This is a genomic window from Flectobacillus sp. BAB-3569 (assembly GCF_002270355.1).
GTDB classification, from domain to species: Bacteria; Bacteroidota; Bacteroidia; order Cytophagales; family Spirosomataceae; genus Flectobacillus; species Flectobacillus roseus.
Genome location: NZ_NJFZ01000013.1, coordinates 1 through 21,490, shown reverse-complemented (window position 1 = coordinate 21,490; position 21,490 = coordinate 1). Strand labels below are relative to the sequence as shown.

The following is a 21,490-nucleotide window of genomic DNA, read 5'->3' as shown; positions in this document are numbered from 1 at the left end:
GAGGTGATGCATTAGTACTGTACGAAGGATTTTAAACAACTGTTTACTTCAGATATCGGATGTTGGATTTCGGAAGCGTAATCTTTTATATTTTGTAAAAAATAAAAGTGCTTTACTTTATTTCCGAATTCAGCAATCCCACATCTGCAATAGTCTGAAATCCTTCGTAAAGTCCTAGCTTTTAATTACTTAATGGCACATCTTTCAAAAATAGTTCTATCTGTTTTCTCGAGGGTTTATTAAGTGGTTGCATGGCTTTTGAAGTAATAAAGTGCCCTCTATGGTCAAAATACATAAATCTTGGAATTTCTAAGGTACTCTTCTCCTTTTCCCTTCTTGTAAAGAGAAAACTAGTAAATTTTTGTTTTTCGCCCAACCAATAGGTTGTCACACCATCTCCAGAAATATGGTACTTATTAACAGCCTTTTTCCAAGCCTTCTCCGATTTATCAACACTAATCGTAATAAAAACAATAGGTTTATCTTTCAAAGCTTTTGCATGATCTTTGACAAAAGGAACCATGTAAATACATGGAGGGCACCAGCTAGCCGAGAACTCCAGATAAATCATCTTGCCTTTGTGTTGCTCTAATAAGTCTCTCCAAGTAACACTTTGACCATTTTCATGCTTCAACTTTTGATTTAGCACATATTCGGGAAAGCTAAAATCAGTATCATCCAATTTCTGTTTTACATATTTTAGAAAGACTTCGTCCTGACATACTGCATAAAAAATCCCAACATAATCGTAGTAATTGGGTACATTTTCTATCTTGAATTTTCTGAGTAAATATGCCATCAGAAAATCTCGGTGTTGTCCTTTGAAATTGCTCAGCGCGGAATTAAACTGCACATAAAACTTATTGGCATCTGTGAGAGAATCCCTACAGAGAAACTGATTGTAGGAATATAACGCTTGCCTGTACTGAGCACCTTTGATGAGTGTATCTGTACCATAAATTTCTTCTTTAAAAAGTCTCACAGAATCAATGTACCATTCAGGAAACTTCTTCCAATCAGTATCTCCATCGACAAAAGGAACAAGGATAGAGGAAAGCGCTAAACTCTTGATTTCTTGAATAGTACTCTTATAAAGTACTGTATCCAAAGATGATTGATATTTCCGAACTGTATCAACTTGACGACGCATTTTACTCTTAATACCATTGATAATCATGATATGCTCGCTTTTTTGCATGTCTTTGATAGAATATCCCGAAACCTGAATTTCATTACCATATTGTCTGTCCAAGACTGCAAGCACATTTCTTAAGGAATCATTAGGGTAAATACATACGACCTTATCATCTTTTACATCCAGTACTATGCTATCATTTGGAAATATGAGTATCGGTCTACCCAAAGATGTATACCTCGGATAAATCAAGGTTGGGTAATTATGATAGATGTCATATTTTTTTCCTTGCTTATCTTCTAACAAGCCCGAAAAAACAGATGATGTTAGTTCATTCAAATCATCAAAGTAATTGAAGCTATAGATAGAATTGTTTTTGGCAATAATAACTGATGTCTGTGCGTAAGCGAATGAGTAGCAACAAAAAAGAAATGAAAATAGAATGTAGTTTCGCATAGTTAAGATATATTTAGTTTTTTCTAAAATAAGGAAAAATCATAGAAAAAGCTAGGTAAATGCCTAATATCCTGCATATACCTAGCTTATCACTATATAGGTTTCAAACTAGTAAATCAAGAAGTCTATTTCTAGAATTCTTCTTCTATCAGTTCTTTGTTTATCATGGCTCCTGCTTTTGTCCCTGTTGCTACAGCTACCGAAACTGAGCGCATCATACTAGTACTGTCTCCTACAGCATAAACACCTCGAACCGAGGTTCTTTGCATTTCATCTACTTGAACATAACCCGATGGAAGCATGGTACAACCTAAATCCTCTGCAAAACTAGTGGACTGTTGGAAAGGTATTCGAGCAAACACGGCATCAACTGACAACTCCATGTCCTCACCCAACTTAATATACGTTACTTGTCCTTCTGCATGACAGTACTCTTCTATTGTGTTTTCAATTACACGAATACCCTTAGAAATCAACTTGTTTGTTTGCTCTTGAGAAAGTGTACTTTTCCCATCAGTCAACAAAACAATATTGGTCGACCACTGATAAATCAATTTAGCAAAATCATATCCTATCTCGCCATTTCCAACGACTGCGATTTGTTGGTTCCTCACTTCGTACCCGTGACAATATGGGCAATGCAAAATGCTTTTTCCCCAACAATCTTCAAAACCCTTGATGTCAGGAAAAATGTCTTTAATGCCTGTAGCAAGAATGATTTTCTTCGTAAAAAAAGAATCATCTGACGTTTTGACTTCAAATCCTTCTTCTGTTTTTAATACTGTCAATACCTTATTTTCTCGAAAATCTACAGTTGGATATGCCAGTACTTGTGATTTTGCTTTTTGGAAAATTTCAAAAGGTGTTTCGCCGTCTTGCGTGATAAAATTATGAGAATGAGGCGTGTATCTATTGCAAGGTTTACCTGTATCTAATACTAAAACCTTTCGTAAAGCACGTCCCAATGCCATTGCTGACGATAATCCTGAATAACTCCCTCCTATTATTATTACCTCGTATTGATTTACCATTTTTCTATTTGTTTATTATTAATTCTACTATTGCAACATTGTTGCAATAAATAAAATTCATATTTTTGTAAATTTTATTTAGATTAATTAAAAATAAGGGCTTATATTTGTTCAGTAATTACTCATGAACATTACAGGATAGGCTCTCAGATGATACGCAGAGAGGTATCTCACTGAGAGTATAATTAATCGGTGAATTCAGAAATCTAGAGCTATAGATATTGCTCTAATAGCTCTAGTATTTTTTGAGACCGTTTAGACTTTGTTGACTAAAACAAGATGGATTCGACGACCAGAGAGGAATTTATAAAAGCAAAAAGGCATCTAGACACAGAAGTTGTAAGAAGAAATTTTCGGAAATCAACCGAACGATATAAGTTATTGGAAGAGTTATACAAATTCCATGACCATTTTATGGCAGAAGAATTTTATTTACATCTCATTCAAAACAATTTCCAAGTGAGTATGGCAACCGTTTATAACAACTTGGTATTTTTTGAAGAAGTTGGCTTGGTACTCAAACACCAGTTTGGCAAAGGACAAGCAGCTCGTTATGAAAGAGCCTTAGGTCGAAAACAGCATTGTCATTTGATTTGTATTAGGTGTAATCAAATTTTTGAGTTTTGTGATCCACGTATTCATCATATTCAAACTACTGTCGAAGAGCATTTTGGTGCAACCGTCACAGGGCATTCGCTTACGTTATATGGCGAGTGTAATCGAGAAGAGTGCAGGAATTCGTATCCCGTCGTAGAAGCTTGAAAATAACATTTGAGTTTATCTTTCTCCCTCTAATTTTCACAAAATGCTATCAACATAAAGTTGCTTTACCTGCTTTTTAATGAGGCTACAAAAAACAGGCAAAGCTCTAATAATTTATTTATCAATACTTTAAAACACTTAATCTATCCGCATTTCTAGGCAATACAAAAACTGAAGATGCACCAACTTTAATCGGATAAATCCCACGAATATCTCCCTCTAACAAAAGTTTTGATTGGCTATTAGGTAGGGTGATAAAAGTCCCTTTTCCATTTCCTATTAAAATGAGGCCTTTATTGGCATCGCTCTTTCCTAGTTGGATTTTCCAAGGATAAAAGTTTCCTGCCAGAAGCAAATCTTTCTTTCCGTCTTTATTAAAATCTTGCACTATAATACCTGATATCCAAGAGTTTTGAGCAGCCATTGGAAGACTATTCGCCGTAAATTTTCCTTGATTATTGACAAATAGTGTTGTCTTTAACTCTTGAACCTTAAGCTCTTTGCTATTTTTTCGTTGTTCGTCAGTCAGTATTTCCTTGAGTGTTGCCTCCGAATAATCTTTATACTTCAAGAATTTCTTTTTGATACTTGGCATCTGGTACGAAAATTCATCCAAAGTCGCCAGAGGATAGCTTTTACCTTGAATAAAATAGTTGATAACAGGGTCAATCGTTCCGTTTTGGTCAAAATCTCCATAGATTAAGGTCATAGGCTCTTTTTGAGAAGCTCTCAACTGTGTATTAAGCCCCAGATTTCCTGCCAGAATATCTATATCTCCATCATTATCGATATCATCCAGCACAATTTTTTGCCACATACCTTGAGAGTTCTCTAATCCATATTGTGCTGTAACATTCTGCAATTGTCCTTTATGGTTTTCGAAAACAGTGACAGGCATAAATTCGCCTGCTACAACCAAATCAACCCAACCATCTTTGTTTAAATCGCGCCAAACAACCGTGTCGACAACTGCGTAAAGGCCACTTCATCACCAGCTCTGAAGTTATTCCAGAGAGTTTGCTCTTGAGGAGATGGTATTTCCTTGATACGCATGATTGAGGTTATATTAGAAAGCTGTACGAAATAATCAAAAATATCTAAGAATAACAATATAACTGAAAAATTCGGCTACTTGTTAAAGGATATAATTCTTTAAAAATACTGTATTCACATGCAATTGAAGAGGATAAATAAAAGGCTGTCAGCTTTTTTGACTTTCATCATTTAGCAACAAAAAAGCGGAGAAGTTTTTTACCTCTCCGCCTTCATGATATTAACAACATGGATATTCAGTTTTTGCCTAAATAGATAGTTCTGCTATTGTTTGGCAGTTTTTGACATTAAAGCAGGCCAAAAATCATTTGCTTTCTTGATTCTCCCCGGAATATCTTTTTTCCATAATTCCTTCACTTTTAGGTTATAGTTCAAATACAATTTGTCATCCACAATCGTGAAGGCCTCTGGTTCTGTTGGCGATTTGTGGTTTTCGCTCAAACCATAAGCACAGTATCCTCCAAATTGAGGTGCAAACTTTTCAGGATTTGCCTTGAAATCTTCCTTGTTTTCTTCTGAACTAAACAACCATTTTACGCCATTCCAGTCATGGGAAATTGTTTCTTGTCCTTTCACTGGCTTACTTTGTTTGAAATAAGCCACAGGATCGTATCCACGAATAGCGATTCCATCTTTCTGGAAAACGTCGGTTTCTTGCGCCAAAAGCTGTACGCTTGTTGACACCAAAAATAAAAGCAATACAAATAGGTTGGTTTTCATTGTTTTGTGATTAAAAATTTTCTTCACAAACTTCGGTGTTACCTACTTGATAAAAAGTCGGCTACATGACATAAAACTATTTTCTAGGAAAAAAGCATTTGGTAGAAGCTTGCATTCCTTATTGGAATTTGCTGTTGAATTTTGTTGCTTTGTTCATCTTTATATCTCAATCAATGCCATAGGCCTAAGCGCCGCCAAAACTTATCCTTTCTCCTATGGATTTTTTACAACATATCAGCAGCAAAATATCTTTGACAGAAGCCCAACAAGAACGGATTAATAAAGCCTTCAAGACTGAGCGTCATGCCAAAAATACTATTTTGATTATGCCAGGGGCTAACTCTCAAAAGGCAACATTTGTGGAAAAAGGATTACTGCGAAATTACTACAGCCACAATGACAAAGATATTACACACTTTTTCTTCGAAGAGGGCTTTGTTTCTATGAATATCGATAGCGTATTTTTTAATCAGCCCACTCCTTATGGTACCGAAGCTTTGGAGGATGTGACCTTAAGAACCATTCAGTACCGAGACTTTATGACTTTGGCTGAAGAAATCCCTGCCTTGAAAGATTATGTTTTTTTGACTTCTATACAGATGGTAAAATTATTTTCGGATAGGCTTTACTCACTGCAATTTCATACCGCTCAAGAACGATATACGACATTGCTTAACGATCATCCTTCTATTCTGATGCGTGCGCCGCTAGGGCATATTGCGTCGTATTTGGGTATTACGCAACAGACCTTGAGTGTAATTCGCTCGAAGACGAAATAGAGATTTTTCTCTAAACTTAAAGATTTTAGACAGCCTTAAGTATTAGTGCTGAATTATGAGTTGTGAGTTGTGAATTGTCCTTGCCTTGTGCCTGTTGCCTTGTGCCTAAATCAGAAAAATTAGATTTAAGATTGCACCTGAAGCTTTCAGGTAACGGCTTTTGGCGGTGGGCTATGGAAAAATGCATATCTGTGGTCGTTAAAAACATTTTAACACTCTTTGCCTTGTGCCTGTTGCCTTGTGCCTAAAAAAATATTGATAGGGCTTCATTTTTTAATATAGATTAAAAATTTCCATTTTTCTTAGCCCCAACTTTGTCACATCAAATTTAAACGCCAAAACGATGGAGGCAGATTTTGACAATAGTATTCATTGGGTTTTCATCACCGACGAGTCGGGAATGGCAACCATTTTTCCTCAGGTAAAAGCAAAACTTACCACCTCAGGAATGCATCATGTTTCAGTAGTGTACTATTCACCAAACCAAATTTTTAATTTTCGCCGAGAGCTTGATATTTTGGTTAGACATTATCCAACGGTACTATTTACCTATTTGATTTCCACGGAAGTTTTTGATAACTTTTTTCAAGAACACCCTGAATTAGAATCTATTATCAATGCCAATACCATGAGTCAGATGGAATTTATGATATGTGGCAACGAAGAGTTTTGTGAAAAATCAGCAGCGCTGTTACGCTTTTTAGACATTCAAGAAATAACCATACAAAAATCTTTATTCATTTAAACATCCCCAAACCATGAAGTACGCTAATATTTATCTAGGTGTGCTTACAACTTTGTTATTGGCAAGTTGCAAACACAATGAAACAAAAACTACAGAAAATAGAGCTCAGGCTATTGCTGTAAATGTTACTAAAGTTGAATCATCGCAAGCCAACAAAGAGGTTTCGGTTAGTGGGAACGTCGACGGTAGCACTACGGTTAGATTAGGTTTTTTGGTGGCAGGTCGTATCAATTTCATCTCTAGTCGTGAAGGGCAAAATATTGGAAAAGGTCAATTAGTCGCAACTATTGAGCCCACCAACTATAAGATAGCGAAGGACTTATCAGATGTACAAGTCAACCAAGTATCAGATGAGTACAATCGACTTAAGCTAATGCGGGACCGAAATAGTATCTCTGAAAGTGATTTTTCAAAAGTAAATTTTACTTTACAACAAGCCAAATTACAGCAACAACTACATCAGAAAAATCTAACTGACACTAAATTGTATTCACCTATCAGCGGAGTATTAATTAAAAAATTAGGAGAGGTTGGAGAAATCATTGGTACTGGAAATCCGCTATTGGTGATTTCAGATATTCGAAAGGTTAAAGTACTTGCGTATATACCTGAAGGTGAACTTCATTTGATCAAATTAGGACAAGTTGCTGATGTCACGATTTCGGCTTTGGACAAAACTTTCAAAGGACGAGTAACCGAGGTAGGTTCGGCGGCTGATGCTACTTCCAGAGCTTTTACCATCAAAATAGAAGTAGACAATCCAGGTCTTTTGATTCGTCCGGGAATGATTGCCGAAGCACGTATCAAGACAAATGTATCTGCACAAAGAGTATTATTGCCATTAGAGATCATCAATCACGATTTGGATAATCAAGAGTTTGTTTATGTGGTTGACCAAGCCCAAAACAAAGCATTCAAACGCAAAATCAGTATCGGAAAAGTAGCAGATAATCAAGTAGAGGTAGTTTCGGGACTGAATGTTGGCGAGGTTGTGGTATCAGCAGGTCAAAACAAACTTTCGGATGGTTCTCTAATCACAATTAAATAGTTGCGTCATGAATATTATACAAGCATCACTCAAATATAAGCACGTAACCTTATCGGTATTGTTACTGCTATTTGCGATTGGGGTCAATTCTTTGATGAATATGCCTCGTCGTGAAGACCCCAAAATTACAATTCGTCAGGGCTTGGTTATTGCTTACTTTCCCGGGGCAAACTCAGCGCAGGTAGAAGACCAAGTAACTAAAAAGCTCGAACAGTATTTATTTCAATATGAGGAAGTTAACAAAGCAAAAACCTATTCTACAACCAAAGATGGTATCGTAGTAGTCAATGTAGAATTAACAGAAAAAGTAAAATTACCAGATGTATTTTGGAGTAAACTTCGCCATCAATTACTGGTATCCAAGCAATTGGATTTACCAGAAGGCGTAAGAGGGCCAATCGTCAACTCAGATTTTGGAGATACCGAGGCTATGGTTATTGCCTTAGAAAGCAATAAAGCTAGCTATGCCGAACTGAAAACGTATGCTCAAAAGTTGGAAGATTATTTAAGAACGATTCCTGCGGCGTCAAAGATTAAGCGTGTTGGAGAACAAAAAGAGCAAATAGTCGTATCATCAAGCTCTGAAAAGCTTTCACAATATGGTGTTAGTTTGCAACAAATCGTAAAGGTTTTACAATCCCAAAACAGCATCAATGCAACGGGGTCTGTCAAAACTGAGCAAAGTAAAACCCCGCTTTATACCAATGGTTTTTATAATACCGAAAATGATTTAGCAAATCAAATAGTGGGTGCTTCACAAAGTGGCTCGACGGTAAAAGTAAGCGATGTGGCAAGTCTCAAACGTGACTATGCCGAACCACAAAGTATTATTACGGTAAATGGAAACAAAGCAATTTTGTTATCCATCCAAATGCACGAAGGCAATAATATTGTACAGTTTGGAGATGAAGTCAACAAAAAGATAGAAGCCGTAAAACAAGTATTACCTTCTGAAGTAAAAATTACGACTATTGTCAACCAGCCTCATTTGGTAGATGAAAACGTATCGCATTTTATTCATGAGTTTTTTCTTGCTATTATTTCAGTTATTGTGGTAGTCGTATTGCTATTGCCCTTGCGTATTGCAGCGGTAGCCGCTACGGCAATTCCAATGACGGTGGCAGTGACGTTTGCGATTATGCATGCCCTAGGAATTGAACTGCATCAGGTATCATTGGCAGCTTTGATTTTGGTGCTTGGTATGGTGGTAGACGATGCCATTGTGATTGCAGACAACTACGTAGAATTATTGGACGAAGGCATAGAACGTTGGACAGCTGCATGGCGTAGTGCAAGCGACTTGGTGATTCCTGTTTTGGCAGCTACTATTACCATTATTGCCTCCTTTATGCCAATGATTTTACTAAATGGCTCGGTGGGTGAGTTTATCTTCGCTTTGCCAATTACCGTTGCTGTTGCGTTGGCGTCATCGTTCATCGTAGCCATGTTACTTACGCCAATGTTATGTTTTATGTTTATCAAAAAAGGTTTACATCAACATGGTGAAAATGAGAAGAAAAGCAGAAAAAGCTTGCTCGACTATATGCAAATCGGCTATAATAATCTGTTGGAATGGTGTGTAAAACATCCTATTGCCACGATTGTAAGCAGTATCATTCCGATTCTTTTGGCGGGTTTATTGTTCAAAGCAGGCGTAAGACAACTATTTTTCCCAGCCGCCGAACGTAACCAATTTGTAGTAGAATTGTGGATGCCAACGGGAACCAAGCTAGAAAAAACCAATCAGGCGATTCTCAAAGCAGAAGCATTAATTAAAGGCGATAAAAGAGTGCTTTCTTATGCTACCTTTACAGGAACAGCCGCACCAAGATTTTACTATAACTTCTCGCCTGAGTTCCCAACAACCAACTATGCGCAGATTTTGATTAATACCACTACCGACAAAACGGCAGAAGAGTTAGCAGAAGAGTTGAGCAATAAAGTGGAAATGGCTATCCCTGAAGGAACAACGTTTGTAAAACTCATGCAACAAGGTTCGCCATTAAAAGCGCCAGTTGAGGTTCGGATTATTGGTGATGACATTAAGCATTTAAAGGAATTATCAACCCAAGTGTCAACCATTCTCAAAAACGCCTCAGGAAGCAAATTTGTCAGAAGTGATTTCGGAGAGGACTATTATGGTTTTGGGATAAAACTCAAAGAAGAAGCCAATCGACTAGGTTTTACTACTACTAGTATTTCTCAAACTGTATATACAGGTTTTAGTGGCGCCGCTATCTCGACTATGTATGAGGGCAACAATGCTGTTGATATTGTACTGAGATTAGATGAAAATAGTCGTAGAAATACCGACGATTTGGCAAATACTTACATGAAATCGCCTGTAACGGGCGCCAATGTGCCTTTGCGCCAAATAGCAGATATTATTCCAGAATGGCAAGCGGGTAAAATCATGCACCGCAATGGCGTAAGAACCTTGACCGTGCAAAGTGAATTGGCCGAAGGTGTTTTACCTGCAGAATTAGTCAAAGCTATTCAACCAGAAATCAATAAGTTACAGCTACCAAGTGGCTATCGAATTGAATATGGTGGCGAAGATGCTAATAAGAAAGAGACTTTTTCTCAGTTAGTTACCGTATTGATGGTGAGTTTGGTATTGATTTTCTTTATCCTATTGTTCCAGTTCCGTAATCTCAAAGAATCGGCTATTGTGATGCTAACTATACCTCTGAGTTTGTTTGGAGCTATTTTAGGACTATATGTTACTGGCAATAACTTTAGTTTTACGGCTTTCATTGGTCTGATTTCCTTGTCGGGTATTGTGGTAAGAAATGCCATCATCCTTGTTGATCATACCAATGAACTTATGAAACATGGTATGGATATTCGTACTGCCGCAATCGAAAGTGGTAAGCGCCGTTTACGTCCGATTTTCCTAACAGCTATGGCTGCTGCTATTGGTGTGGTTCCTATGATTGTGTCGCACTCGCCTATGTGGGCGCCATTGGCAAGTGTATTGGCCTTTGGGGTAGTTTGGAGTATGCTCATGGCCTTGTTGTCAGTGCCAGTGCTATACATAGGTTGGATAAAACCGAAGGATAAAAAAGACATTTTAACACAACAAAACGCATAGAATTGGTATGAAGTCTTTCATTAAAAATATCACTCTTATGGCAATTGCTCTTTCTTTGGGAGAGCAATATGCCACGGCTCAAACACCGACCTATTCGTTGCAACAGCTGAAAGAAACCGCTCTTAAAAGCAATCATATTTTATCAGTAAAACAGTGGCAAATAGTTGAACGTGAAGCCAAAATTAAAGAGGACGAAACCAAGCGTTATCCTACGGCTACGGTCAATGGGAATTACCAATATAATTTCAATTTGGCCAATATCACGATTCCTGCGGGGTCTATTGGGGTTTTGCCAGTAAGCTCTACCGTACAAGTTCCACTGCCCAACGAAGATAAAAATATTCAGATTGGGAACAAAAATTTGTATAATCTTGGTGTAACGGCCTATCAGCCTATCAGTCAGCAGATTAAAATCAAGACTGGTTTGGAGGTGAATCGTATGGATGTGGCTATTACGGAAAAAGAAAAGCAAAAAATTGCGCTACAAATCAGTCAAGGTGTTGAGCAATTGTATTACGGAGCACTCATTGCTCAAAAGCAATTAGAAGAAGCCGAAGCAAAATTAGCAGTAGCTAAAGCCAAATTAGGGGATGTCGAAACAGCTATTACAGCGGGTAAAACCATTGATGTAAACCAAGCAGGTTTATTAGCCAATATCGCCGATGAAGAACAAAATATATTGAAATTGAGTATTCAGGCGCAAAATTATAAATCTGATTTAATCAAGCTGACAGGTATTTCAGACGAAGATTTCAACCTCCAAGAATCACCTTTTGTCATGGAACAAGTTACTGGTATTGAGAATTTCAAAAATGCTAGTTCTTCAAACCCTGATATTCAAATTGCGAGTCTAACCAAGGAAAAAGCCAACCTTGGTATCAAGGCTGCCCAACAAAGTACCTTGCCTGATTTTGGGTTCGTTACTGGATATACGTATCAGTCTGGTAATCCTATTTTACCGAATCATAATCCTTTTGTAGGACTTAACTTAAAATGGAATGTTCAAGATTTGTTTTCAAACAAACACTTACTCAAACAGCGTGAAGCGCAAGTCAAGCAAGCTGAAGAAAACATCTTGAATCTCCAACAACAAGTAACTAGCGATATTGAAAAAGCGTATCGCAAGGTCAACCAAAGCAAGTCTTTGATTGCGGTGGCACGACGTGTTTTGGATTATCGTACCAAGGAATTGAAAATTCAGGAAGATAAACAAGCAGCTGGGTTAAACCTTAAAACGGACATACTCAGTACCAAAGCACAAGTAGCCAAAGCCAATGCGGATGTGTACACTGCCCAATTGGCCTACACACTTGCCGTATCAGAGCTAAAAAGCTTAATCGGAAACTAGTAAATTACTAACACACATATAAATACCTGCTAGCCCATTGATAGGAATGCTGAGTTTTGCATGAAGAGTTAGGTCTTTTTTAACAAAACCTAATTTTTCCAATATCTCATTTTACCTATTTGGGGCTAGTGTTTTTATTGAACGCGTTTTAAGTTCCTAGTTCAAGACTAAGTCTTGAACTTACTTTTTTAAACAGTTGAAATCTGTTTAGAAAGTGGTCAAAAAACAATTTTTGACCACTTTCTAAATTTCTTCATACTATCTCTGACTCGACTTGATAGGTAAAACATTGCCTCTCTATTGCTAATTTTAACATAATCACTCAATTTAAAATGAATTATGTTTGGTTAAAAAATAGTAATTATTTCTAGAAATCTATTTTTCCCAAATCAATCAATTGATAATGCGTACTTCGTCCGCCTGCGTTTTCTCTCACCAATACCTGCTGACTTTCCAGATTTTGAATATCCCTCAACGCCGTGTCATTCGAAACTTTGGTCATTTTTGCCCATTTTGACGTATTTAGTTTTCCTTCAAAACCATCCATCAATTTGTTTAACATAAAATGCTGGCGTTCATTGAGTATTTTGGTAGAAAAATAGCTCCAGTAGCGGGCTTTTTTTAATACAGAATCTAAGGTTTGCTCGGCTTCGGTAAGAGCCCTTTCTAAACAAGACAAAAACCAAAATAGCCAATCTGTAATATCTAAATCGCCCTTTTGAGTTCTTTCAAGCATGGTATAATACGTCTTTCGCTCTTTTTGAATTTGAGCAGACATACTATAAAAACGCTGTGAACTCTCGTCTGAGCGAGCTAACAATAAATCTGTCAAGGCACGAGCGATTCGACCGTTGCCATCATCAAAAGGGTGAATCGTTACAAACCAAAGATGGGCTATTCCTGCCTTTAAGATTAAATCATAAGATTGACTTTCATTGAACCATGCCAAGAATGCTTGCATTTCGTCAGCCACTTTTTCGGCAATGGGTGCTTCAAAATGTACGATTTCTCTTCCCATAGCGCCTGACACCACCTGCATAGGACCTTCTTGAGCGGTACGCCAATCGCCCACGGTGATTTTGAACATCCCGCTTCTACCTGTTGGAAATAAAGCAGCATGCCAGCCAAATAATCGTTCATCACTCAGGGATTGTGAAAAATGTTTAGTCGCATCCAAGAGCATTTCGACCACTCCATCCACATGGCGATCGGAAGGTACTGAGCTTCCAATATCCATCCCTAATTTACGAGCTACCGAAGAGCGAACTTGTTCTGGATTCAAAAACTCCCCTTCAATTTCACTGGTCTTGAGTACGTCTTCGGTGAGCGTTTTAAGCTCGGCTTCTTCTTGCAAAGAAAAACCTAAGCCCATCATTCTACCTGTTAGTTTACCCTGTTTGTAGCGCACTGATGCCAATAAAGGCGTGATTACCTCAGTATCCCACGTAAAATTTGGCCATTTTAAGAGTTGATAGATATACATATTCACCGCATTTTATACTGTGAATATATCCATTATTTACCGCATTAGCAATATTCACTGCATATTTTGCAATGAATATGGGGAATATTTACCGCAATAGTGGCTAGCTATTGGGTATTTTACAGATTTCAAGCCAAATCGTTTTAGGAAAATAATTTCTTGTCCTATATTTGCAACAACATTGCAAATACGATTTTTGCATTTGAGTAAAACTTTCCATTTTCTCAACTTAAACTTTATACTTTTTTCCATGTACTTAAAAAAATACTCTCGGTGGCAGTTGCACTGCTATTGAGCTTGACTGCTTTTACCCAAAATTTGATAAAAGGAAAAGTAATCGACGAAAATCAACAAGCTATTCCACATGCGAGCATAAAGCTCAAATCAGCTAAACAAACTAAATCTACTATTACCAACAATGATGGCACTTTTACAATCGAACAACTCGGTTTTAGTACAGCACAAATCAGCATCAGCTCAATTGGTTACAAACCTTTAAGCCAAAAAATTGAACTTAACACCTCTTCAACACCACTAATATTTGTGTTGCTCAATGATAATACAGAGCTTCAGGCGGTTGAAATTGTAGGTCGTACACAAAAAGATTACAACAGTGAGTATAGTTTTTCGGCGACCAAAATTGCGATTAAAAACAAAGAATTGCCACAAACTATGAGTACCGTTACCAAAGAGTTAATTGCTGATCGTCAGGCATTTCAGTTGGCAGATGCGGTCAAAATTGCCAGTGGCGTAATTCCTTCAAGTTTTTACAATCAATATAGCATTCGTGGAATTAGTCAAAACGAGGAAGGACAAATCATCAATGGCATGCGTACTCGTCAGTATTATTTTTTGCAACCTCTTACCACCAACATCGAGCGTGTAGAAGTACTGAAAGGACCTGCTTCGGTTACATTTTCTAGTGTTGACCCAGGAGGAAGTATCAATATGGTGACTAAAAAACCCTTGGCACAAGAACGCCATGAGGTCAGTTTGAGTGCAGGAAGTTTTAGTACCGTTCGCGGAACTTTCGATTTTACAGGACCACTCAATGAGTCAAAAACACTTCTATATCGACTAAATGGTGCTTATCAAGACGCCAAATCTTATCGTGATTTGGTCAACAACAACGCTGTTTTGATTTCTCCTTCTTTTACATATTTGCCAAGTGACAAAACTGCTATTAATGCCGAATTGATTTATAGTAACCTCAACGGAACGCTCGACCGAGGTCAACCGATTTTTGGAGCAGTAGCAGGCGTAACCAATTTGAACAGTACTCCTATTAATACAAGTTTGAGTGCTTCGGGTGATTTCTTTTCGTCAAAGGATCTGATTTTGATGGGAAATCTTTCGCATAAATTCACGAAGAATTTGATTTTCAATGCGTCCTATATGAAGCAAAACTGGTTGGAAGATTTGCAAGAACACCGCACCACCAATGCCTTTGCGACAGATATTACTGGTGCACAGGTAAATAGCTTGGTCGGAATGCAGTTTATCCAACGTAAACAAACATGGAGTACCGATAATATCAATTTGTATTTCAATGCCAACTTTGATATAGGAAAAACCAGTCATAAACTGTTGGTGGGCTACGATGGGCAGTTTTGGCACAAAATTAAAGGTAGCGGACAAAATGCAGCAAGAGGATTTTTGTTGAAAGATGGCAGTGTTGCGGGTAGTTTTTCAGCAGCTAATGCAGCTAATTATCAAACGATTACCTACAATGGCAAAACCTTACCTCGCCCAAATGTAAGTTATTTTGACCTCAACAACCCAAGCTACACTGTCAGAAATCTTAATGATTACACCCTCAATGTGCGCACGGCCATTCCTTCGGCGATGACGACAACAGAGGCGATTTATATTCAGGAACAAATCAAATTGGGAAAATGGTCAGCCTTGTTGAGCCTTAGAAATGAATGGTTTGAAGATATTACCAATTACAAAGCGCCTAATGAAGCTTCTTTCAAAAACACAGCACTTATTCCTCGTATTGGCTTGACTTACGAAGTAAACAAGGCTATTAATGTTTATGGAACATATCTGAAAGGTTATCAGCCACAATCCAATACCGTCACGTTGATGCCAAGTACAGGCAACTATGTTTGGACAGCTCAATCAGCGGCGATGTTTAAGCCATTGGAAAGTGATTTGAAAGAAGTTGGAGCAAAGGCTACCATTTTAGGAGGAAGATTTACAGTAAACTCTGCGATTTACGAAATCAATCAGAAAAATATTCTGATGAATGCAAATGATCCCAGCAATCCAGATTTGTTGGTACAACGTGGTGCAGACCGAAGTAGAGGTTTTGAAGTAGATATCGCAGGTTTCATTTTATCGAATTGGCAGGTAAATGCTTCTTACAGTTATATCGATGCCGTCATCGTTATGGACAGAGATGCTAATTTGATTGGTCAACGAAAGGAAAACACGCCCAAAAATAGTGCAAACTTATGGACTCGCTACAATTTTGATGCTCAATCGAGTCTAACTGATATAGGAATTGGCTTTGGTGTACAGTATCAAGGAAGTAAAATTCCGTGGTTTACCCGTGGATTTGAGGTACCAGCTTTTACCACTTTTGATGCAGCTTTGTATTACACACCAAGCAAAAGTAATGTTCAAGTGGCACTCAATATCAATAATCTTTTTGATACCACTTATTGGTTGGGCGCTCAAAACTACACTCGCCTGTTTCCAGGAGCTCCTCGTAATTTGATGCTAACGATGACGTATAAATTCTAATTTTCACAGAGACGTTGCTGGCAACGTCTCTATTTTCTATAAACCACATAATGATATGAGATTTTGGATTTTAAAAATTCTAGCCAAACAGGTCTGGCAACATACCATCAAGTCTCGAAGTACAAAAGTTTTGATGGTATTATTTAATGCTCTGCTCCTATTTTCAGTTTTTACGGGATATTTTACCATGGAAAACCATCATGAAAACACGGAGCATTACCACACTAAAGTTCGTGAGGGTTGGGAAAAAAGCCCAGACAAACACCCACACCGAATGGCGCATTATGGGTATGTAGCTTTTCGAGAAAATTACCCTTTAAGTTTTTTTGACTTTGGGATGGACAGCTATTTGGGAAATGCTGTATTTCTAGAAGCACACCGACAAAATACCGTGAATTTTTCAGAAGCAAGTTTTTCGGGTGGATTATTACGTTTTGGAGAACTTTCCTGTGCCTTGATTCTCCAATTATTAATTCCCCTATTACTCATTTTTTGGGGTTTTGATTTGATTGCCAAAGAGCGAGAAAATGGAACACTCAAGATTCTTTTGACGCAAGCCATTAGTTGGCAAGAACTTATTTGGGGCAAAACCTTGGGATTATTTATCCTATCACTCACCATTTTACTTCCCATCATTCTGATTAGCTCGATACTTCTAGTCATGGGGTTAGATAGCCACACAGGATTAGAACCAATCGTAAGATGGGGTTTAATGATACTCAGCTATCTTATTTTTGTCGGAATCGTGTGCCTATTAACCATTTTTATTTCAGCAAAAAGTCAATCCTCCAAAGCTGCCCTTACCCAATTGATTGGTTTCTGGTTGGTTTTTACGTTGGTTTTACCCAAAATATCACAGGTGGTTGGACAAAACATGTATCATTCTCCCTCAAAAATAGAATTCGATACCGCCGTCGAAGCCGACTTAATTAAACTTGGCGATAGCCATAATCCCAACGACCCCCACTTTTCGGCTCTGAAAGACTCCTTGCTCAAAGCTTACGGTGTAGATTCTACCCACAAATTACCTTTCAATTATGGTGGTGTAGTTATGCAAGAAGGCGAACGCTTGAGTGCTGAAGTATTTAATCGTCATCAAAAGCAACTAGTTCAGTCCTACGAACAACAACAAGATATTGTCAGAAAAACGGCGATTATCAATCCTTTCATGGCTATCAAAAATATATCAATGGGTTTGTCTGGCACCGATTATGCCAATTATCAAGATTTTCAGAAGCAAACAGAAGCCTATCGCTACAAGCTTGCACAACACATGAATCAGCTTCAAATCAAGCTAATCAGTAATCAAAAGCGCAAACCAACCGAAAAAAATTATAGCATTAGTCAAAAATACTGGGCTTCTTTTCCAGATTTTGAATATCGCTTTTTAGATCTTAAAAAAGTCTTGAGCGCTGAACTATATTCATTTTTGTCAATGGTAATATGGCTTTTAGGATTAGGATTTTTGATAAAAAATCAAGAGCGAAAATTTAAAGCCTAAAAGTATCACAAAAACTGCAAGCAACTTATGAAAACTCTATTATTCAAGAACTTTGTGCGTTCGAAAGGCTTAATGTTGGGGCTTTTACTATTATTTATTTCAGGGCTAATAAGTCTCAAGATTGGCAAACAATTTTTAGAAAAAAACGCCCAAATAATAGAAAAAACAGCGCATTATCAACAAGAAAATATTGATAGATATGTACAAAATGTCAATAAAGAAATGGGATTGCTGTTGTACTATCTCCGTTTCGGAATGGTCAACCACACGCCTAATTTGGCTGGACTGTCTATTGGTCAAAGAGATATAAATCCCTCAATTATCAGCGTTACGATTCGAAATCTAGAGGAGCAAAAATACACAACCGACCTCATGAACCCCATGTATCAGTTGCTGGGGAACTTGGATTTTAGCTTTGTATTACTCTATTTCTTTCCACTGATTATTATCGCTTTTTGTTTCAATATTATCTCAGAGGAAAAAGAAGAAGGCACTTGGAGTTTGCTTTTAACACAAGCCCAAAACCCTAAAAATGTATTACTCTGGAAACTTGCTATCCGCTATTTCAGTATTTTGACAGTACTTTTTACCCTGTTAATCATTGCCAAATTTTATCTTTCAATTGCTTTCGACATCACTTTCATAGCCTTTTGTTTGGTAGCTATTCTGTATATAACTTTTTGGTTTAGCATAGCTTGGTTAGTAGTTTCTTGGCAAAAGGGTTCAAGTCAAAATGCTCTAATTTTGTTAATCACTTGGGTAATGTTGACCATAATTATTCCTGCCAGTGTAAATGCTACCGTAGCAGCTATTTATCCTGTACCCGAAGCATTCAAAACTACCTTGGATAGTCGTGAGGCCTATCATTCAAAATGGGATAAAGCCAAAGAGCCTACGATTGAAAAATTTTACCAGCATTATCCTCAGTTCCGAAAATACAAACATCCACAGGGGTATGACTACAGCTGGCTATGGTATTATGCAGCCCAGCAAATGGCAGATGATGAATCATTAGTATCATCTCAGCAACTCAAAGAAAAACTTCAGCAGAGAGAACGCCTTGTTCAAATCATTGGATGGGCAGTTCCGAGTATCAATACTCAACTGTCTTTCAATCAATTAAGCCTCACAGACATTCAAAACAATTTGAATTTTTGGGGAGCTTTAGAAAAATTTCATGAGCAAAAGCGCTTATATTTTTACCCAAAAATATTTGCAGAAATGCCTGTCAATCAAGAAAACTGGCAACAATTCAAGCTAGTATCTTTTCAGGACACAGTTCTTATTTCTTGGCTTACAACAATTTTTCCGATGTTATTGATTTCATTGCTTTGTTTCTGGAAAGCCATGAAAAATCTAATTTTCTAATACTCAACTCCTTTGATCATGCTTACAGCTCATAATTTAACGAAACAATACGGTGATTACACCGCTCTCAATAAACTCAATTTAACGATTCAAGCAGGAGAAATTTTTGCCTTACTTGGACAAAATGGCGCAGGAAAAACAACTACTATCAATTGTTTTTTAGGCTTTATCCAACCAAGCGCAGGCGATGCCATAATTGATGGCACTGTGGTCGCACAAAACCCCACAGAAACCAAGAAGCACCTTGCTTATATTCCCGAAACAGTTATGCTGTATCCTAACCTTTCGGGTGTCGAAAACCTTGCCTTTTTCTCCTCACTAGCAGGATTTAACTATTCAGAAAAAGAATTAGAAAATTTGTTAGAAAAAGCTGGTTTACAAGCCATTGCACATCATAATCGTGTAGGAGGCTACTCAAAAGGAATGCGACAAAAAGTGGGAATAGCTATTGCTATTGCCAAAAAAGCTAAAGTACTTTTGCTCGACGAACCTACTAGTGGACTTGACCCAAAGGCATCCAATGAATTTTCGGAAATACTCAAAGAACTCTCAAAAAACGGTACCGCTATCTTAATGGCAACACACGATATTTTTAGAGCGAAAGAAGTGGCACACCGCATTGGTATTATGAAAGAAGGGAACTTAGTGTCTATCATTGACGCTTCTTCTATATCGGCCAACGAATTGGAACAATTGTATCTGCAAACAGTATAGATTTTAAGAAAAGGTCAGGATAAACATATTTATCTTGACCTACTTTTACGCTCAATTTTCATGATAAAATTCATTAAAACAATCATTTATAGTAGCTTATTTCTCAATATTATCGGTGCTATCAATGCCCAAAGTACCAACAAACTTCTCATAATTACGACCAAAGAAGCCTATCTCAAAACAGTACAAGAAGATGGAGATAAGGCTTTAGTATTGATAAAAAAATATGTTCCAAGTATCAAACTGGACATCAAATATGCTACTTCACAGAATATATTTTATCAAAAACTTTATCCTAAAGCCGTTGCTTATGTTCGACTGCCAGTAGCCAAAGCGCTAGCAAAAGTTCAGGAAGAACTAAAATCGAAAGGCCTATCCCTCAAAATCTATGATGCTTATCGTCCGTATTCGGTTACCGTTCAAATGTTTGAAATGCTCCCCGATACCTTATATATGGGTTTGCCTTGGACGGGTAGTAAGCACAATAAAGGTATTGCCCTAGATTTGACTTTAGTAAGTTTAAAAACGGGAAAAGAACTCAAGATGCCAACCCCTTTCGATGCCTTGGTATACGCCTCACATCCTGAATTTCCTTTGGTTTCGGACGAAGCCAAACAAAATAGAGAGCTACTAAAAGATGTTATGAAAAGGCATGGATTTGTGGTAGATCCTATGGAATGGTGGCATTTTAATTATAAAAGTAGTACAAATTTCGAAATCTTGGATTTACCCTTCAAAACCTTCGAATAATAACATTTGGCCTGATTTTAGTAGGAAGAGTATTTGATACTCTTCCTTTTTTATTACAAAATGTATTAGGCAATGATTAAACTCAACTATCATTTATTTATCATACCCTTTCAGGTTGTTCATCGGGTATTTTAGCACAATAGTCAACAATATTGACCTTTTTATCGAAAACGATTTTAAAATCGGAACGAAAGCCAAACGATGGGCGTTGTTCAAATACGTTGTACCTCAGCAATACAAATAATCAATTACTAAAACTTAAATTCATGAGTACTAGGCTTCACAAAGGAAAAATGTTGCCGACGCTGTTTCTTACAGCACTGAGTTTACTCGGTTGGTCAGGCAAAACATTTTCCCAAACCACGCAGAATACCACTGCTATTCAGGGTACTAGTGCAGAGAATCTTGCGGCAGAATCCCCAACTTTGGACAAAGCCACACTCGATAATGTGATTCAATATGCACTAAAACATCAACCCTTAATCCAACAATCGGTTATAGACCAGCGCGTTGTTGAAAATACCATCAAGAGTAAACTCGCAGATTGGTATCCTCAGATTAATTTTAACTACAATTTACAACACAACTTTATTGTTCAAACAAATATTATTGGAGGAAATCCTGTAAAACTAGGCGTAGATAATACCTCAGCAGCCCAGTTTAGTTTGACACAAAGTATTTTTAATCGTGATTTATTATTGGCAAATCGCTCCCAAAACGATGTTCGTCAACAAGCTTCACAAAGTGTTACC

16 protein-coding genes and 1 pseudogene are annotated in these 21,490 nt (G+C 37.5%); 12 read left to right on the top strand and 5 right to left on the bottom strand.

Going from position 1 to position 21,490, the window contains the following annotated elements:
* Nucleotides 1-181 precede the first annotated feature (181 nt).
* Together BWI92_RS13460 and BWI92_RS13455 are read right to left on the bottom strand one after the other, a co-directional pair.
* Nucleotides 182-1,591 (bottom strand): TlpA disulfide reductase family protein, encoded by a 1,410-nt coding sequence (locus BWI92_RS13460; protein WP_095163783.1) that lies wholly within the window; start codon nt 1,589-1,591, stop codon nt 182-184.
* 131 nt (nt 1,592-1,722) lie between these two features.
* A complete protein-coding gene (locus BWI92_RS13455) occupies nt 1,723-2,622 on the bottom strand; it encodes an NAD(P)/FAD-dependent oxidoreductase (RefSeq protein ID WP_095163782.1) in 900 nt (299 codons plus the stop codon).
* Between the two features lie 279 nt (nt 2,623-2,901).
* Here BWI92_RS13455 and BWI92_RS13450 point away from each other — a divergent pair, with 279 nt between their 5' ends.
* Complete coding sequence (locus tag BWI92_RS13450; RefSeq protein WP_095163781.1) at nt 2,902-3,384, top strand: transcriptional repressor; 483 nt, start codon at nt 2,902-2,904, stop codon at nt 3,382-3,384.
* 121 nt (nt 3,385-3,505) lie between these two features.
* Here BWI92_RS13450 and BWI92_RS13445 read toward each other — a convergent pair.
* Together BWI92_RS13445 and BWI92_RS13440 are read right to left on the bottom strand one after the other, a co-directional pair.
* Nucleotides 3,506-4,318 (bottom strand): annotated as a pseudogene (locus tag BWI92_RS13445) (FG-GAP repeat domain-containing protein); the annotation flags it as partial.
* A 383-nt stretch (nt 4,319-4,701) separates the two neighbouring features.
* Entirely contained in the window at nt 4,702-5,157 is a 456-nt protein-coding gene (locus BWI92_RS13440; protein WP_095163779.1) for a YHS domain-containing (seleno)protein, read from the bottom strand.
* A 215-nt stretch (nt 5,158-5,372) separates the two neighbouring features.
* On the opposite strand from BWI92_RS13440, the gene BWI92_RS13435 reads away from it, so the two are divergent.
* The 5 genes from BWI92_RS13435 to BWI92_RS13415 all read left to right on the top strand — a co-directional run bounded on the left by BWI92_RS13435 (nt 5,373) and on the right by BWI92_RS13415 (nt 12,171).
* On the top strand, nt 5,373-5,936 hold the full coding sequence (locus BWI92_RS13435) for a Crp/Fnr family transcriptional regulator (RefSeq protein WP_095163778.1): 564 nt from the start codon (nt 5,373-5,375) through the stop codon (nt 5,934-5,936).
* A gap of 343 nt (nt 5,937-6,279) precedes the next feature.
* Complete coding sequence (locus tag BWI92_RS13430) at nt 6,280-6,681, top strand: hypothetical protein (RefSeq protein WP_095163777.1); 402 nt, start codon at nt 6,280-6,282, stop codon at nt 6,679-6,681.
* A gap of 13 nt (nt 6,682-6,694) precedes the next feature.
* Nucleotides 6,695-7,729 (top strand): efflux RND transporter periplasmic adaptor subunit, encoded by a 1,035-nt coding sequence (locus BWI92_RS13425; protein WP_095163776.1) that lies wholly within the window; start codon nt 6,695-6,697, stop codon nt 7,727-7,729.
* A gap of 7 nt (nt 7,730-7,736) precedes the next feature.
* Complete coding sequence (locus BWI92_RS13420) at nt 7,737-10,823, top strand: efflux RND transporter permease subunit (RefSeq protein WP_095163775.1); 3,087 nt, start codon at nt 7,737-7,739, stop codon at nt 10,821-10,823.
* 7 nt (nt 10,824-10,830) lie between these two features.
* The gene (locus BWI92_RS13415; protein ID WP_095163774.1) at nt 10,831-12,171 is read left to right on the top strand and encodes a TolC family protein; all 1,341 of its coding nucleotides are present in this window, start codon (nt 10,831-10,833) and stop codon (nt 12,169-12,171) included.
* 367 nt (nt 12,172-12,538) lie between these two features.
* Here BWI92_RS13415 and BWI92_RS13410 read toward each other — a convergent pair whose 3' ends face one another.
* Nucleotides 12,539-13,654, bottom strand: a complete 1,116-nt coding sequence (locus BWI92_RS13410; protein ID WP_095163773.1) for a Fic family protein — start codon at nt 13,652-13,654, stop codon at nt 12,539-12,541.
* Between the two features lie 273 nt (nt 13,655-13,927).
* Here BWI92_RS13410 and BWI92_RS13405 point away from each other — a divergent pair, with 273 nt between their 5' ends.
* The 6 genes from BWI92_RS13405 to BWI92_RS13380 form a co-directional block, all read left to right on the top strand.
* Complete coding sequence (locus tag BWI92_RS13405; RefSeq protein WP_229363051.1) at nt 13,928-16,405, top strand: TonB-dependent siderophore receptor; 2,478 nt, start codon at nt 13,928-13,930, stop codon at nt 16,403-16,405.
* Nucleotides 16,406-16,460: 55 nt separating this feature from the next.
* Complete coding sequence (locus BWI92_RS13400; protein ID WP_095163771.1) at nt 16,461-17,906, top strand: DUF3526 domain-containing protein; 1,446 nt, start codon at nt 16,461-16,463, stop codon at nt 17,904-17,906.
* Nucleotides 17,907-17,933: 27 nt separating this feature from the next.
* Nucleotides 17,934-19,274 (top strand): DUF3526 domain-containing protein, encoded by a 1,341-nt coding sequence (locus BWI92_RS13395; RefSeq protein WP_095163770.1) that lies wholly within the window; start codon nt 17,934-17,936, stop codon nt 19,272-19,274.
* A gap of 18 nt (nt 19,275-19,292) precedes the next feature.
* Nucleotides 19,293-19,988, top strand: coding sequence for an ABC transporter ATP-binding protein (locus BWI92_RS13390; RefSeq protein ID WP_095163769.1), 696 nt, complete (start codon nt 19,293-19,295; stop codon nt 19,986-19,988).
* 60 nt (nt 19,989-20,048) lie between these two features.
* On the top strand, nt 20,049-20,738 hold the full coding sequence (locus BWI92_RS13385; RefSeq protein WP_095163768.1) for a M15 family metallopeptidase: 690 nt from the start codon (nt 20,049-20,051) through the stop codon (nt 20,736-20,738).
* A 266-nt stretch (nt 20,739-21,004) separates the two neighbouring features.
* Nucleotides 21,005-21,490: TolC family protein (locus tag BWI92_RS13380; protein ID WP_229363046.1), on the top strand; the 486-nt coding region annotated here is incomplete at its 3' end.